Origin of the sequence: Nocardia sp. CA-120079 (assembly GCF_050955745.1) — a bacterium.
Lineage (GTDB): Bacteria > Actinomycetota > Actinomycetes > Mycobacteriales > Mycobacteriaceae > Nocardia.
This window is the reverse complement of the sequence record NZ_CP192088.1, coordinates 348,917-361,685: the sequence shown is the minus strand read 5'-3', so window position 1 is coordinate 361,685 and position 12,769 is coordinate 348,917. Positions and strand designations below refer to the sequence as shown.

The following is a 12,769-nucleotide window of genomic DNA, read 5'->3' as shown; positions in this document are numbered from 1 at the left end:
GTTGCCACCAGAATTGAGGTTGTACCTCCGCTTAGCTCCTGGGTAGTCTACCTACCGCACGGTAGGCAGAAAGCGTCAATGGAGGCGGGGGTAGGCAGGGCAATCCCCGCGAGTGCTGTCTACGCGCCACGACTCAGCACGTAACCAGCCATCCCTAGTGACTTCTTGCAGGTCGCTCGAAAAGGAGAACCCTTTCGTGTCCGTTTATCTGTATAGATGGGGGAAGTTCGCTTTCCGCCGGAAATGGATAGTGCTCCCGGTCTGGATTGTCCTCTTCCTGCTGCTCGGCGGCCTCGGCGCGCAGCTCAAGGAGCCGATGACCAATGACTTCAGCATGCCGGCGCTGCCGTCCGCCCGTGCCAACGACATTCTCGACAAGCACTTTCCCGGCGCCTCCGACGCCTTCAAATTCGACGCCGTCACCGGCACCTATGTCATTGCCGCACCCGATGGGCAGAAGCTGACCGATCCCGCGAACCGGGCGGCGCTCGAGGCCTTCATCGCCAAGCTCGGCACGCTCGACATCGTCGACCACAGCAAGCCGGTAATGGATCCGGTCGAGGCGGCCGAGAAGTCGGGCTGCATCACCGACCCGGATCCGTCCAAGTGCAGTGGCGCACCGCTGAACGTGCTCAGCAAGACGGCGCCCGACTCGGTCGCGTTCTTCAGCGTCCCGTTCACCATCAAGAAGTTCACCGACGTCACCGACGAGCAGCGCCAAGCGGCCTACAACATCGCCAGCGACGCCCGCAATGCCGGGCTGCAGGTGGAGATGAGCGGCTCGATCGCGCAGAAGAACGAGGGACCCAGCGGTAAGTCCGAGCAGATCGGCATGGGCATCGCGCTGGTCGTCATGATCATCGCCTTCGGCGCCATCGTCGCCGCCTTCGTGCCGATCATCACCGCGATCGTCGGCCTCGGCGCGGCCACCTCGCTGATCTTCCTCGGTACCTCGATCATCGAGGTGCCCAGCTTCACCACCTTCCTCGCGTCCATGATCGGCATCGCCCTGTCGATCGACTACGCGCTGTTCATCGTGTCGCGCTACAAACACGAACTGGCAGTGCAGGATTCGCCGGAGGAGGCGGCCGGTACCGCACTCGGTACGGCGGGTTCGGCGGTGGTGTTCGCCGGTCTGACCGTCATCATCGCACTCGGCGGACTCAGCATCGTCGGCGTCCAGTTCATGACGTTCATGGGTCTGGGTGGTGCGATCGCCGCGGCGTTCGCGGTGCTCACCGCCATCACGCTGATGCCTGCGCTGCTCGGCGCGTTCGGCCGGTTCCTGTTCAAGCCGAAGCTGCCGCTCGTGGCCCAGCACGATCCCGAGGACGACAAGTCGGTCACCAACGGCATGCGCGTCGGCCGTTTGATCGGCCGGGCGCCCGCGGTGACACTGCTGCTCAGCGTGGTCGTGCTCGGTCTGCTCGCCGCACCCGCCGCCGGGCTGAACCTCGGCCTGCCGGGCGATGACAGCCAGCCCAAGACCTCGACCATCCGCAAGGCCTACGAGCTGCGCACCGAGGGCTTCGGCGAGGGCAGCAACGGTGTGCTGAATGTCGCGGTCGACCTCACCAAGGTGCCCGCCGACCGACGCGAGGCCGCGGTAACCGCGCTGCGCTCCAAGCTCGCCTCGTACCCGGGCATGGATTACGTGACCGAGCCCAAGTGGAGCGGTGAGGACAAGGCGGGCGCACTGCTCGACGGCGTGCCGAAGTCGGGTCCGAACAACCAGGCCACCAAGGATCTGGTCAGTGACGCCCGCGATGCCGAAGCGCAGATGCAGTCCGAGTACGGCATCGAATACGGCATCACCGGCACCACGGCGATCTTTGCCGATGTCGACCATGTGCTGCTGAGCAAGATCGTGCCGTATCTGGCGATCGTGGCCGGTGCCGCATTCCTGCTGCTGATCCTGGTATTCCGCTCGATCCTGGTGCCGCTGACCGCGGCGCTCGGGTTCCTGCTCTCCATGGCGGCCACCTTCGGCGCGACGGTGCTGATCTTCCAGCAGGGCAAGCTCGGACTGATCGAGGATCCGCATCCGCTGGTCAGCTTCCTGCCGATCATGCTGATCGGTCTGGTGTTCGGTCTGGCCATGGATTACCAGGTGTTCCTGGTGACCCGGATGCGCGAGGAGTTCGTCAACGGCAAGTCGCCGAAGGATGCGATGGTCGCCGGGTATCACCACGGCGCCCGGGTCGTCACCTCGGCCGCGGTCATCATGATCTCGGTGTTCGGTTCCTTCCTGCTGGAAACCGATGTCACGGCGAAGTCGTTCGGCTTCGCGCTGGCGGCGGGTGTGTTGATCGACGCATTCATCGTCCGGATGATCGTGATCCCGTCGCTGCTGGTGTTGATGGGCAAGTGGTCCTGGTGGATTCCGAAGTGGCTGGATCGGATCCTGCCGGATATCGACGTGGAGGGCGCGAAGCTGCGTGAGCTGCAGCAGCGGTCCGCGGAGACAGTGCGGGTGCCCGTCGGCGTGAGCTGATCGGAACTCCCGGCTCGGCCCCGCACCCGGATTCGGGTGCGGGGCCGAGTGCGTTCACCATCGAGATGAGCGGGCGGCCGGCGCGCGACGAGGTGCGACAGCCGGTGCGGGGCGGCTGAGTTTCGAATTGGTAACGCTCCCACTGGAATCCACCGATGACAACTCGAATTCCGGTGGGAGAACAGGCATTACTGACTGGGCTGCGGAAGGTCGCACTCCTCGACCCTCGGGTTCACCCCCATGTAGTTGAGCGGACCGGCCAGTGCCGTCACGGCAATGGTGCCGAAACCGGCACAGTTGATCGGGGCGCTGTCGAAGTTGTGGCGCTGAACTGCGGCGATAACGCCGACGGCCAGCCAGATCATCAGAAGCATCGCAAACAGTCGCGCACCAGCGGAAGGCGCTGGTCTCGGATGGGTCACACGCTCGCGCATAGTCATCGCTTCCTTTCGCACTCGCGTACCAACTCGGATACCCGCACGCGAGACGATCACTCTCCGGCCGGATGAGCACTTGTGCCGATCACCACAGATCGGGCATCGATCGGCAAGGTAAGCACCGTTTTCGAGAAACCGACCAGTCCATCGTCATTTACTTAGGACACCTAGCTTTCGGGCTGTGAAGGTTCAGCCACGCGCGGCTCGCGCGGTGCCCGCGCCCATCCTCATCCTCGCCGCTATGGTCAGTATCCAGCTGGGTGCCGGCCTGGCCAAGTATCTGTTCGAGATCATCGGCGCCGGCACGGCGGCAAGCGTGCGTCTGGCCTTCGCCGGCGCCATCGCACTGCTGCTGTGGCGGCCCTCGCTACCCGTCGACCGCGCGGCACTACCCGGCATCATCGGCCTCGGTGTCGCCGTCGCCGGGATGAATCTGTGCTTCTATGCCGCCATCGAACGCATACCGCTCGGTGTGGCGGTCACCCTGGATTTCCTTGGACCGCTCACCGTCGCGGTCATCGCCTCGCGTCGCCCGCGCGACCTGGTGTGGACGGTGGTAGCCGGGTCGCGGCCGCGGCGGGACTGCTTTTGCTCGGCGAAGATCTCGCGCTCGTTCAGTGCGCGGGTATCGGCCTCGTCATCATCGCCTCGGCGGGGCTTCCGGCAGTGGTTCGACGAAAGCTCCTGAGCCGCAGCGGGATCTGGAGCCGACGCCGATCTAGGGACTCGGTTGCGGGACATTGCAATCGGCGATCTTCGGGTTCACGCCCATGTAGTTGAGCGGGCCCGCGAGGACGGTCAGGGCGATCGTGCCGAAGCCCGCACAGTTGATCGGACCGCTGTCGAAATAGTGCCGCTGCCCCGAGGCGACAACGCCGACGACCAACCAGAGCACGATCAGCACGCTGCCAAGTTTCATCTCGCCCATATCTCTCCCGCAAACCGCGCGCACGGGTTTCAGCGAATTGTCGCATCTTGCCGGGCGCGGTCGGGCGCGCCCGACCGCACGGCATGTCGCCGCCCGGCAGAGCACGCCCTGAGCCCTGAGGGTGGCCGAACCCTCGGAACTCAGCCCTCACGCATTACTGGCTCGGTTGGGGCACATTGCAGTCGGAGATCTTCGGGTTCACACCCATATAGTTGAGCGGGCCGGCGATCACCGTCACCGCAATCGTGCCGAAGCCGGCGCAATTGACCGGACCGCTGTCGAAATAGTGTCGCTGGCCCGCGGCAACGACGCCGATCACCAGCCAGATCAGCACCAGCAGACCGCCGAATCGAAAATAGGGCTCTCTCATCTAACTCTCGCGAATCAATCGCGCGCGGCTCGTACTGCACCGCATCATCGCTGCGCACCCTCCCCGCGCTTACCTAATCGCCGTATACCCGCCCGCCGCCGACTTACCCAGGAACTCCGCAGCCGACGGGTTCGTTGCTGCCACATGGCGGATTTCCTGGGCTGGTCCATCCCTTGCTGGGTCCTACTGCTGATGGCCGTCGCCCTCTACGAAGCCCTGACCCGAAAACGCCGCAAGCGCCGCAACCCCGTGTCCGGCACCTTCACCGACGAGTTCACCGCCATGTTCTACGGGACGAAGCGGATGGAACTGGACCACCGGGACTCGGTGTCGATGCTGCGCGACGAGGAAGCACAAGGTGCGCCGCCTGGGGTCGGGGTCGACCTGGACCGGCAGACCGTTGTCCTGCCGCGGCAGGATCCGCGGCAGTAACCGGACCGAAATCGGTTGCGTGATCAGTGCGCAACTTCTGCAGCCATGCGCATTACCATCGAGGTATGGGTGGTATGAGGATCCGAATTGCCGTCCGACGTCCAGAAGTGGTCACGTTCATCGATGCACACAGCGACAATCGGACCGCGAGCGTCGTGGAGGCGCTCGAGCGTGTCCAACGCCGCAGGCTGACCGACGCCGAAGCGATCACCATCGGTGTGCGCCAGGCTTTCCCGAACGCGAACTAGAGACGATCGGTCCCCCGGACCCGGCCGCAAGCGCGCTGGGCCCACGGGAGAACTCGTGCGCGTACTGTCGAATCGGGCAGCGGTAGTAGCGGTTACAGCCACCACGGCGGTGGTGTCGCTCGAAAGAGGCTCGGCGAGTTTCGATCCGAACTCCGCATATCAGAGTGGGCAACCGGGTGCGTCACGGAATCGGCATGCGCCCGGGGCGGTGTCGGCGACCGCTTGCCGACGAGCCTCCGCTGCCCTGCACGTCCAGGATGGCACCTCCGGGATCCAGGCTCACCTGGTTGTCCGAATGGGCGACGAATATTGCCGTCATCACGCTGGGCGAGCAGCTGCGCGAGGCTCGCCCGGATGGCAGCCGCCGCTGCACCGGCAGTCGGCAAGAAAAAGCCCCACACCTGCGCTGACAGGTGAGGGGCTGTGGCGGTGGCGGAGGGATTTGAACCCTTCCGGGGGTGCTGATCAGGGGGTCGATATGGGCGCTACCAGCGAAAACACATCGCTGTAATTCACGCTCAATCACCCTGAGTCACGCGCAATTGTGGGCAAAATGTGGGCACGAAACACCCCGGGCTGGCTACAGACCCGGGGTGCTCGTCGCTGTGACGGACGTGCGTCACAGACGCCTATTCAGATTGAAGGAACCGCTCGATCAGGCCGAGCGACCCGAACACCGGGACTCGACCGTCAGGTGTGTACAGCTCCCAGCCGTACGGGGGACGCGGGTTACGGCGCAGCCCGTACGCCCGTTCCTCTGCCATGGCAGTGACTTTCTCGAGCTGGTCGATGATCGAGGAGTTGTCATCGGTCACCGGGCCTCGTCCTCAGCCCATTCGCGAACCGCACCCACGAAGCGCTCCATCAACTCGACGGGCAGCAGATCGACCGGAACCGGTGGTCCAACGAACGGGATCCTCTGAGGCAAGTCGATGTCGTCAAACTCGATGGGGCCGGTCATGATTCGCCCTGCTCGATCTCGGCGTCGTCGGACCAGGGCGGGACGTCGTAAGCGGACGGCCAGAAGATCATGAGGCCGATCACCCCCAGCGGAATCACGATCACCGCGGCCAGACCTACGTCAATCCAACTCATCTCGGGCGTGCCTTTCCCTACGTTGTTGGTAGGCACCCGCCGCCGAGGACAGCGGCCAGCCGGGCGGCTCATTGCTCAGGCTGACCGTTCGGGGCGTCAACCCGACGGCGGGGCCAATCTCAGAGTCCGCCGCATACGCATGGCGAAGCGACGACGCGGAAGACGTCAAACCGCACCTATTTGGGGCGACATTCCGGCGTCATTGCTCTAGCGTGTCGTCATGGGGACGACACCGAACCTCGCACTCCGCGCGGCCCGCAACGCGCGGCGAATGAGCCAAGACGATTTGGCGCGTGCCCTGCGGGAAGTCGGATGCGCGAGCGCAACGAAGCGACTCGTGCAGCGATGGGAAGCGGGAACTACCCTCAACCCACGGCCATCACACGCACGAGCTCTTGAGAGAGTGATGAAATTGCCCATCGAATCCCTGGGCTTCGGCTCGGTCGAGCCGGGCCGCTCCCTATCCAGCGAGGACGAGAACGGGCACGTGGTCGACTCCGCGATCGGCCAAGTGCCGCATGAATCCGCCACGGGCACACCACGACCGGCGAACGGGACCTACAACGGTGTGTGGCTGTCGCGGTACGAGTACTACTCGTCCGGGCGTGACGCCACCTTCACCGCAGAGCACTACGTCGTGGTGCTGCAGCACGATGACGCGCTGACAATCCGTAGCCTGCCCGAGTCGGCTATCTCGGCGATGGAGATGGACCTGACCATCGACGGGAACGTCGCAACGGGGACTTGGACCGAGCGCACCGCCGCCGATGGCTACTACCGGGGTGCCAAGTACCACGGAGCTATTCAACTGCTGATCGAACTGACCGGCACCCGCATGGCCGGGAAGTGGATCGGGTTCGGCAAGACGTTCGACATTAACTCCGGACCGTGGGAGCTGATCTTGCAAGACCGGTCGACATCCAAGGCGACGCTCGACGCATACTCCCGGCCGCCGACAGTCGACTGACGGACGCGAGAGGGGTACACGAATTCGTGTACCCCTTTGCGTCCTCAGCCCAGTGAGGCAACCTCCGCCAAGGTGTCGCACTTGTCGAGCTTCTGTTCGAGCGCCCGTCCGGCGTGGACGAGGTTGCCGTAATCGCCGATCGAGTATTGCCCGGTCATTATTGGCACGCCGTAGCGTTCGGCGAGGTGCGCCTTGTGCCGATGCACTTCAGGTAGGTCGTAGCGCGCGGCGAGTTCCTGTTGCCTCGGACTACTCAGCACCAGGGCACTTAGCACCTTGAAGCGCGAGTTGGACGACAAGCCCGGTAGCACGATGCCAAGGATCCGGTAGGTGGCACAGCGGCGGGGACGCTCGAGCCAGAACTCACCCTCATTGAAATCCAGCGTGGTCCCGCCGATCGCTGCGCCGAAGGTGTACACCTGGCTCCACAACGGCCAGTCCCAAGCGGTCGCAGGGTTGTTCAGGTACTCGACCGTCGTGAAGAAGTTCTCCGTATTTGTCACGTAATGCACGCCGCACGCGCAAGCGTCGCTCGGCACATCATTGCCGTGCGAGCAGCCGGCGGTGAACGTGGGCTCGTCGGCGAACGCATCGCACTGGTACGCGGAATACAGACGACCGTCGCCCCACACGTTCCACAGACGCCACCCGAAATTGTCCGGGTGACGCTTCCGCAGTTCGGAAAGGCTGGACATCACGCGGTTGTGGCGACGTTGAGGAGCTTGAACGCGCCGGGAACGACGACGTTGGAGCCCGTGCGGAACCACAGCAGAGCGCCCCGCTGCAACGTCGGGCGACGGTTGGCACCCATCAAGTGGGGCACCAGCTCGAGCGTCGAGCCCAAACGATCCACTATGACGAACTGCTTGAAATCGCCGTACAGCAGCAGGTAATTCGCCTCGGTCGCCGCGGCGTTGATCGCGCCGTCCATGTTGCTGTTCTCGTACACGGTGCGGTTGAGCAGACGCGGCGGATTCCCGGTCAGTTCCGGGAACTTCAACGACCCGTTGGTGGTCTCGAACTGGCGCAGGGTGTTCAGGGTCGTCAGGTTCGCATTCCACGCCGCATTCGGCTGCCAGCGGGGTGCCAGCGCGTTCTGTAGCTTGTACGGATCCGACGCGGCCAGGGCTTCGGTGCCGTCGCCGGTCACGATCGGCGTGGAGGCAGCGACCAGGGCCGTGATGATGCCTGTCGGCTGACCGGTGCCCGAACCGGTGGTGTAGGCGGTAGCGGTCAGCTGGTCGGCCGCATCACGCATGATCATGCCCAACTCAGTCATGAAACCCACTGCGTCGCCTTCGATTTCGACGCTGAACGGGCACCACACATCACCCTTGTAGACCGGAATCGACGGCTGAGCCAGGGTCGGAGTCGCTTCCGCCACTTCCGTAGCCTCAGCGACCCACTCAGCAGTCACACCGGCCGAGGTGACACCGTTCCACGAATCAGTCGAGGTCTGCACAACCCGCGAGATCTGACGCAGCGGATTCACTGAACCGCTGCTCGTGAGCAATATGGCAGGGTCCAAGGTCAAAGGAACCATGAACCCACCAGCGGTGTCGGTGGAACTCATCGCGCGCTGTTCGATCCGCAGACCTTCCGCGACTCGGAACGCCTCAGCTTCGGCGGGCGTCCACATCATGTGTCCGCGGTCGGGATTGCCGACGAGCTTGGCGAAGGCCCGTTCGTAGTCCTCCGAGCTCGCTGCGACCGCGTAGCGGGCCGTCCACGACCGCGAATGCGCCGTGCCGTTCTCAAGGAGCGTCTGGACCAGCTCGGCGCCACTGGCCTCGAGACGATTGGCCGACACGGCCGCGTCAAGGCTGCGCATCGCCTGATCGTTCGGCCCGACACGACGCTCAGTGTCAGGGTCGGGCTGGATGCTGCCCGACTCCAGCAGAGCGTCACCGCTGCGCACCAGCTGCATTAACTCGGCAAGCTGATCGCTGCGCCGCTGCTCACCCGAACGTGCCGACTCGATCTCGGCGGTCAGTTCGTCGAACCGCTGCGCGTCCTCACCGGTCAAATCGCCTTCGGCCCGGTCCAGAATGGCCTTAGCTTCGCTCCGGAGTGATTCCAGATCCTTCTTCATGGGGAATGCCTTTCACAGATCAAGGAGCCGTAGCCGTCGCTCGGCAATAGCTCGGGAAATGACGAGTTGAGAGCGCACGCCAGCGACAGCGGCACCCGGATAGGCCGGAAACGCGACCAAGGAGACCTCCCACAGCGAGGCCTCGGTACGAACCACGACGTCGCCGTCCATGCGGTGGCGGAGCCCACGGAATCCGACGCTGAAAGCGTCCACAGTGCCGCTGCGCACCAGCTCCAGCGCATCGTCACCGTCGCGGGTCTGCGCGACCTCAAAAGACGCATGGAGGCCGTCGGGGCGTTCTTCCAGCTCGACGGCCCGACCGACCGGCAACCGGCGAGCGTCGTGGTTGGTCAGCAGCTTGACTTTCGAGCCACGCTCACGGATGGAACGGGCGAATGCGCCTTGCTGGAAGCGCTCCTGATACGTGCGGCCGTCCTCGAAAATCTCGGCGACCTGCCCGAACGGGACAGCGATACCGTGCACGGTGCGACCGTTGCCGGAAGATAGCGAAGCGCTGCGATAGAGAATGGTCACAAGTCACCTACCTGCAGAAACGAACGGGGATTCGTCGCATGGTGACTTCGACCTGTCCGGGTTGGCCCCACGGCGTCCGGCGTGATCGGTAGATACCGAGCTACCTCGAGCGTAACCCATGACCGTAAATTTTACGGCCATCTGACCGCCGTAAAATTTACGGAATCCAGCAAAATGCCTGAATATGGCCGTTTTTGCTTGCATTTCCACCTTCCAATGTGCTATGTCCATGCTCCGATTTTTGAGGGAGAGAGGCGGGGACTGGGCAAAAGAGTCGCGACGCGAGGCGCTCGTTTCGCGCGAGCGCCCCTCCCCCCGGGTCGTGAAAACAGCTGAAGATTGCCGAGACCTGTTTTCGCGGGCCGGAATTCTTCCGGGACCGTAATTTTTCCGGTCTGATCGCCGGAAGATTTACGGCTCGATCGGAGGATTTCCGAACTGCTGTGAGGTGATGACTTGCTCCGAAAGATTTACGGTCGACATGACGCCGAGGAGTAGCGCGAGGACAGCTAACACTTCGTGACGGCTGAGGTCTGCGGTGTGGATCTGGAGTGCGTCGACGAGTCCGGTGCCGGGTTGGTAGTTCTGGCTAGCGATGAGCAACGCACGCATGGCTGCGACGTGCCGGGCACTTGGGTCGTGGTGTTGGTAGTTCATGCCGGTGTTCCTTCCTGTCCGCGGCGCGTACGTTTGCGGACGCGGGGCTTATGTAGGTGCTCGGTGCGGCGTGCGGCATCGAGTGGAGTCACGCCAGCGATTGAGTCGCGCGTAGACCCTTGCTCGCTTGCTCCCTTGCTCCCTTCCTGTTCCATCTCAAGCAGCGAACCCTGTGTGACCTGCGAAGAAGGGCAAGGGTGCAAGGGAGCACCATCACGGGTGTCGGGGCTCTCTTGCTGCTCGCTTGCTCCGTCATCAACGTCGGTGCGCCGCCAGAACCATGAGTTCTTGGTCTTGTACGCCTCGATCCGGTCGCTGCCGTGCGCCTTGTTGATGCGGGCCTTGGCGCGCTTGGCCTTGTCTGGGGAGTAGCCCGCAGCGTTCGCGGAGCTGTAGACCTCGTTCGCGAGGACGGGGTCGTTCTCCAGGAGGGCGAGCAACCATGCGTCGATCTCGTGGTCTACGGCACCCTCTCCGCTAACTTTTGGCTGCGACCGGAGCACGTCGCCGACTGTCCTGTGTGACTCACCCACGATGACGAACCGGCCGACATCCGCAGACCGGCCGGAGTCGGTGGTGACGGTGGTCGATTCGATGCGGTAGGTCAGGGCAAGGGTTTCCTCACCGATGCTGTTCTTCTCCTGCGACATGATCCGGTCGCCTTCGTCGGAGTCCGGGTCTTTCGCGAACCCGAATACCGCGCGGGCGACCTCACCGAACGCCGACGACCCGTTGATGCCTGCGACCACGTCGCCGTTGCCGCTCTTGTTCAGGTGCGCGATGCCGAGGACCAGGCCGTCGATGTGCTCGGCGAGTTTGGCCCATGGCTCGATCAGTGAGCGGACCTCGTTGTTGCGGTTGACGTCCGTCCGGGCGCCGATGGTCGACATCAGCGGGTCGACCACGACCAGCCGAACATCGTGGTCGATCAACTCTCTGGTGAGAGCGGCCATGTCGTGCGAGGACAGAAACCGAACCTCTTCGCCACCGAACTCGACTCTCGGCATGAAGACGCGCTTGAGGTCAGCACCAGCGGCACGGAGGCCGGGCTTGACGACGTAGCGCGCGGACTCTTCCGCGGCGATATAGGCGACGTTGACCGGTTGCCCGTACCAGTGGCCCTCAAGGGTGCCGTTGCTGGCCTCAGCTGCGACCCATCGGCCGCCGGTCGACTTGCCCGCACCGGGGCGACCGGCGAACAGGGCGAGTGTCCCGACCGCGGCCCGCCCTTTGCCGCCGTAGCTCCATGCCCAGATCGGTACGTCGTCGCGTTCATCGGCGAACGTCGACAATCGGACCGAGCGCGCGCCGGGGTTCTCGGAATTGAGCTTCTTCATGAGTGATCGGGCGTAGGCCAGCGCGCAGTCCGTGCAGCCCTCTACGAAGGTCGGGTGGGTGGCGCACCCCGGTCCGGCCACGCCCGAAGGCGCAACCGAACCGGTTGCGCCTTGGGATCCTTCATTGGTGTCGGTCAAGCTGCTGTACCTCCTGCTCTGTCGACCGCCTCGGCAAGCTCGCGTTCCGGTCCGCCGAGGCGGTACAGGGCGCGTAGCACCTCGAGCGGGAGAATTGGCGTAACCCCGTCTGCCGCAATGTGTTTGGCGGCTTGACACCACGCTTCAAGCTGACGGGCGGTCGGTGGTGAATCGTCACGTGACGGCAACCATGGGTCACCGCCCCACAGTCGGTGTGCCGCGTCCGCGCGGCGACGCAGTGGTGTCACTTCGCACCTCGCGCCCGTTCCATCGCCAGGTAGTCGCAAACCTGCACGAGGTGTGCCCATTGCTCGACGGGCCGTTCGTCGCGGTTGTCGATGACGCCGTTGATGATCTGGGACACCTTCACGACGCGGCCGTAGTGCTTGCCTATCCATAGGACCAGGGCGCCGATGGTCATCTCGGACGGTGCTGGGCTGACGGCGAGTATGTCGAAGAAGTCGAGGCCGAGCGCTTTGCAGACGAGTTCGACGTCATCGAGCGTCCAGCTGTTGACCGCTTTGAAGTAGTCCTCGAATTCGCCTACGCCGATCTCGGTCTGCTCCTCCAGTTCCAGGAGGGTGCGACCGCAGTAGGCGATCTCGGCGCGCATCCGTACGGCGATGAGGCGGTGGTATCCGCTGCCGTAGACGCTGGGGGTTGGTACGGTGGTGCTCACTGAACTTCTTCCTGGCTGGTTGGGGTTCTGGTAGGCCCGGGGAGCGGAGGCAACCGCTCGCCGGGCCGCTCTGTTTTGGGGCGGGTATGACATCAGGCCGCGCCCGGCCGATCGGCAGTGGAAGAAGCGCCGTTTGCATCCACCCAGGCGTAGACATCGGCCCAGTCATAAAAAACGCGCCTGTTTAACTTCCGGAACCGCGGTCCCCGGCCCTGACATCTCTCCTGTGCCAGTGCGGCAACTGTCGTGCGGCGATACTCGGCGACCTCCTCGGGCGTCGCGAGCGGTACTCGTTTGACGGTCACTCCCATAACCTCCTCAAGCCGATGATTTATTGCGGCATGAGAAGAGATAAGCACGG

The 12,769-nt window shown here is 64.0% G+C and carries 17 protein-coding genes; 5 read left to right on the top strand and 12 right to left on the bottom strand.

The window, feature by feature from the left end; all coding sequences use genetic code 11:
* Nucleotides 1-196 precede the first annotated feature (196 nt).
* Entirely contained in the window at nt 197-2,494 is a 2,298-nt protein-coding gene (locus tag ACQPYR_RS01740) for an MMPL family transporter (protein ID WP_433626794.1), read from the top strand.
* A gap of 188 nt (nt 2,495-2,682) precedes the next feature.
* Here ACQPYR_RS01740 and ACQPYR_RS01735 read toward each other — a convergent pair whose 3' ends face one another.
* A complete protein-coding gene (locus ACQPYR_RS01735) occupies nt 2,683-2,868 on the bottom strand; it encodes a hypothetical protein (protein ID WP_433635448.1) in 186 nt (61 codons plus the stop codon).
* Between the two features lie 244 nt (nt 2,869-3,112).
* Between ACQPYR_RS01735 and ACQPYR_RS01730 the strand changes: the two genes are divergently transcribed.
* Nucleotides 3,113-3,619 carry an EamA family transporter gene (locus ACQPYR_RS01730; RefSeq protein WP_433626791.1) on the top strand — a complete coding sequence of 169 codons (507 nt, stop codon included), beginning with the start codon at nt 3,113-3,115 and terminating at the stop codon, nt 3,617-3,619.
* 30 nt (nt 3,620-3,649) lie between these two features.
* Here ACQPYR_RS01730 and ACQPYR_RS01725 read toward each other — a convergent pair whose 3' ends face one another.
* Nucleotides 3,650-3,850 (bottom strand): hypothetical protein, encoded by a 201-nt coding sequence (locus ACQPYR_RS01725; RefSeq protein ID WP_063047073.1) that lies wholly within the window; start codon nt 3,848-3,850, stop codon nt 3,650-3,652.
* 163 nt (nt 3,851-4,013) lie between these two features.
* The gene (locus ACQPYR_RS01720) at nt 4,014-4,229 is read right to left on the bottom strand and encodes a hypothetical protein (protein WP_387294069.1); all 216 of its coding nucleotides are present in this window, start codon (nt 4,227-4,229) and stop codon (nt 4,014-4,016) included.
* Between the two features lie 144 nt (nt 4,230-4,373).
* Here ACQPYR_RS01720 and ACQPYR_RS01715 point away from each other — a divergent pair, with 144 nt between their 5' ends.
* Both ACQPYR_RS01715 and ACQPYR_RS01710 read left to right on the top strand, forming a co-directional pair.
* Nucleotides 4,374-4,661: a DUF6191 domain-containing protein gene (locus ACQPYR_RS01715; protein WP_433626789.1), complete on the top strand. Its 288-nt coding sequence runs from the start codon at nt 4,374-4,376 to the stop codon at nt 4,659-4,661.
* A 65-nt stretch (nt 4,662-4,726) separates the two neighbouring features.
* Nucleotides 4,727-4,909 carry a hypothetical protein gene (locus ACQPYR_RS01710; protein ID WP_433626787.1) on the top strand — a complete coding sequence of 61 codons (183 nt, stop codon included), beginning with the start codon at nt 4,727-4,729 and terminating at the stop codon, nt 4,907-4,909.
* 629 nt (nt 4,910-5,538) lie between these two features.
* On the opposite strand, the gene ACQPYR_RS01705 is transcribed toward ACQPYR_RS01710, so the two are convergent.
* The 3 genes from ACQPYR_RS01705 to ACQPYR_RS01695 are packed head-to-tail and all read right to left on the bottom strand — an operon-like array spanning nt 5,539 to nt 6,004.
* On the bottom strand, nt 5,539-5,724 hold the full coding sequence (locus ACQPYR_RS01705; protein ID WP_433626786.1) for a hypothetical protein: 186 nt from the start codon (nt 5,722-5,724) through the stop codon (nt 5,539-5,541).
* Nucleotides 5,721-5,870: a hypothetical protein gene (locus tag ACQPYR_RS01700; RefSeq protein ID WP_433626783.1), complete on the bottom strand. Its 150-nt coding sequence runs from the start codon at nt 5,868-5,870 to the stop codon at nt 5,721-5,723. The genes ACQPYR_RS01705 and ACQPYR_RS01700 overlap by 4 nt, the downstream gene beginning before the upstream one ends.
* Nucleotides 5,867-6,004 carry a hypothetical protein gene (locus ACQPYR_RS01695; protein WP_433626780.1) on the bottom strand — a complete coding sequence of 46 codons (138 nt, stop codon included), beginning with the start codon at nt 6,002-6,004 and terminating at the stop codon, nt 5,867-5,869. The genes ACQPYR_RS01700 and ACQPYR_RS01695 overlap by 4 nt, the downstream gene beginning before the upstream one ends.
* Nucleotides 6,005-6,410: 406 nt before the next feature.
* Between ACQPYR_RS01695 and ACQPYR_RS01690 the strand changes: the two genes are divergently transcribed.
* A complete protein-coding gene (locus ACQPYR_RS01690) occupies nt 6,411-6,971 on the top strand; it encodes an XRE family transcriptional regulator (protein WP_433626777.1) in 561 nt (186 codons plus the stop codon).
* A 44-nt stretch (nt 6,972-7,015) separates the two neighbouring features.
* Here the strand turns inward: ACQPYR_RS01690 and ACQPYR_RS01685 are convergent, their stop codons facing one another.
* From ACQPYR_RS01685 to ACQPYR_RS01660, 6 genes are all read right to left on the bottom strand, one after another.
* Nucleotides 7,016-7,666, bottom strand: coding sequence for a hypothetical protein (locus ACQPYR_RS01685; protein WP_433626774.1), 651 nt, complete (start codon nt 7,664-7,666; stop codon nt 7,016-7,018).
* A complete protein-coding gene (locus tag ACQPYR_RS01680) occupies nt 7,666-9,063 on the bottom strand; it encodes a phage major capsid protein (RefSeq protein WP_433626771.1) in 1,398 nt (465 codons plus the stop codon). The genes ACQPYR_RS01685 and ACQPYR_RS01680 overlap by 1 nt, the downstream gene beginning before the upstream one ends.
* A 12-nt stretch (nt 9,064-9,075) precedes the next feature.
* Nucleotides 9,076-9,597: an HK97 family phage prohead protease gene (locus tag ACQPYR_RS01675; protein WP_433626768.1), complete on the bottom strand. Its 522-nt coding sequence runs from the start codon at nt 9,595-9,597 to the stop codon at nt 9,076-9,078.
* Between the two features lie 411 nt (nt 9,598-10,008).
* The gene (locus tag ACQPYR_RS01670; protein ID WP_433626766.1) at nt 10,009-10,254 is read right to left on the bottom strand and encodes a hypothetical protein; all 246 of its coding nucleotides are present in this window, start codon (nt 10,252-10,254) and stop codon (nt 10,009-10,011) included.
* The gene (locus ACQPYR_RS01665) at nt 10,251-11,546 is read right to left on the bottom strand and encodes an AAA family ATPase (protein WP_433626765.1); all 1,296 of its coding nucleotides are present in this window, start codon (nt 11,544-11,546) and stop codon (nt 10,251-10,253) included. The genes ACQPYR_RS01670 and ACQPYR_RS01665 overlap by 4 nt, the downstream gene beginning before the upstream one ends.
* A gap of 427 nt (nt 11,547-11,973) precedes the next feature.
* Nucleotides 11,974-12,408, bottom strand: coding sequence for a hypothetical protein (locus ACQPYR_RS01660; RefSeq protein ID WP_433626762.1), 435 nt, complete (start codon nt 12,406-12,408; stop codon nt 11,974-11,976).
* Between the last annotated feature and the right edge of the window lie 361 nt (nt 12,409-12,769).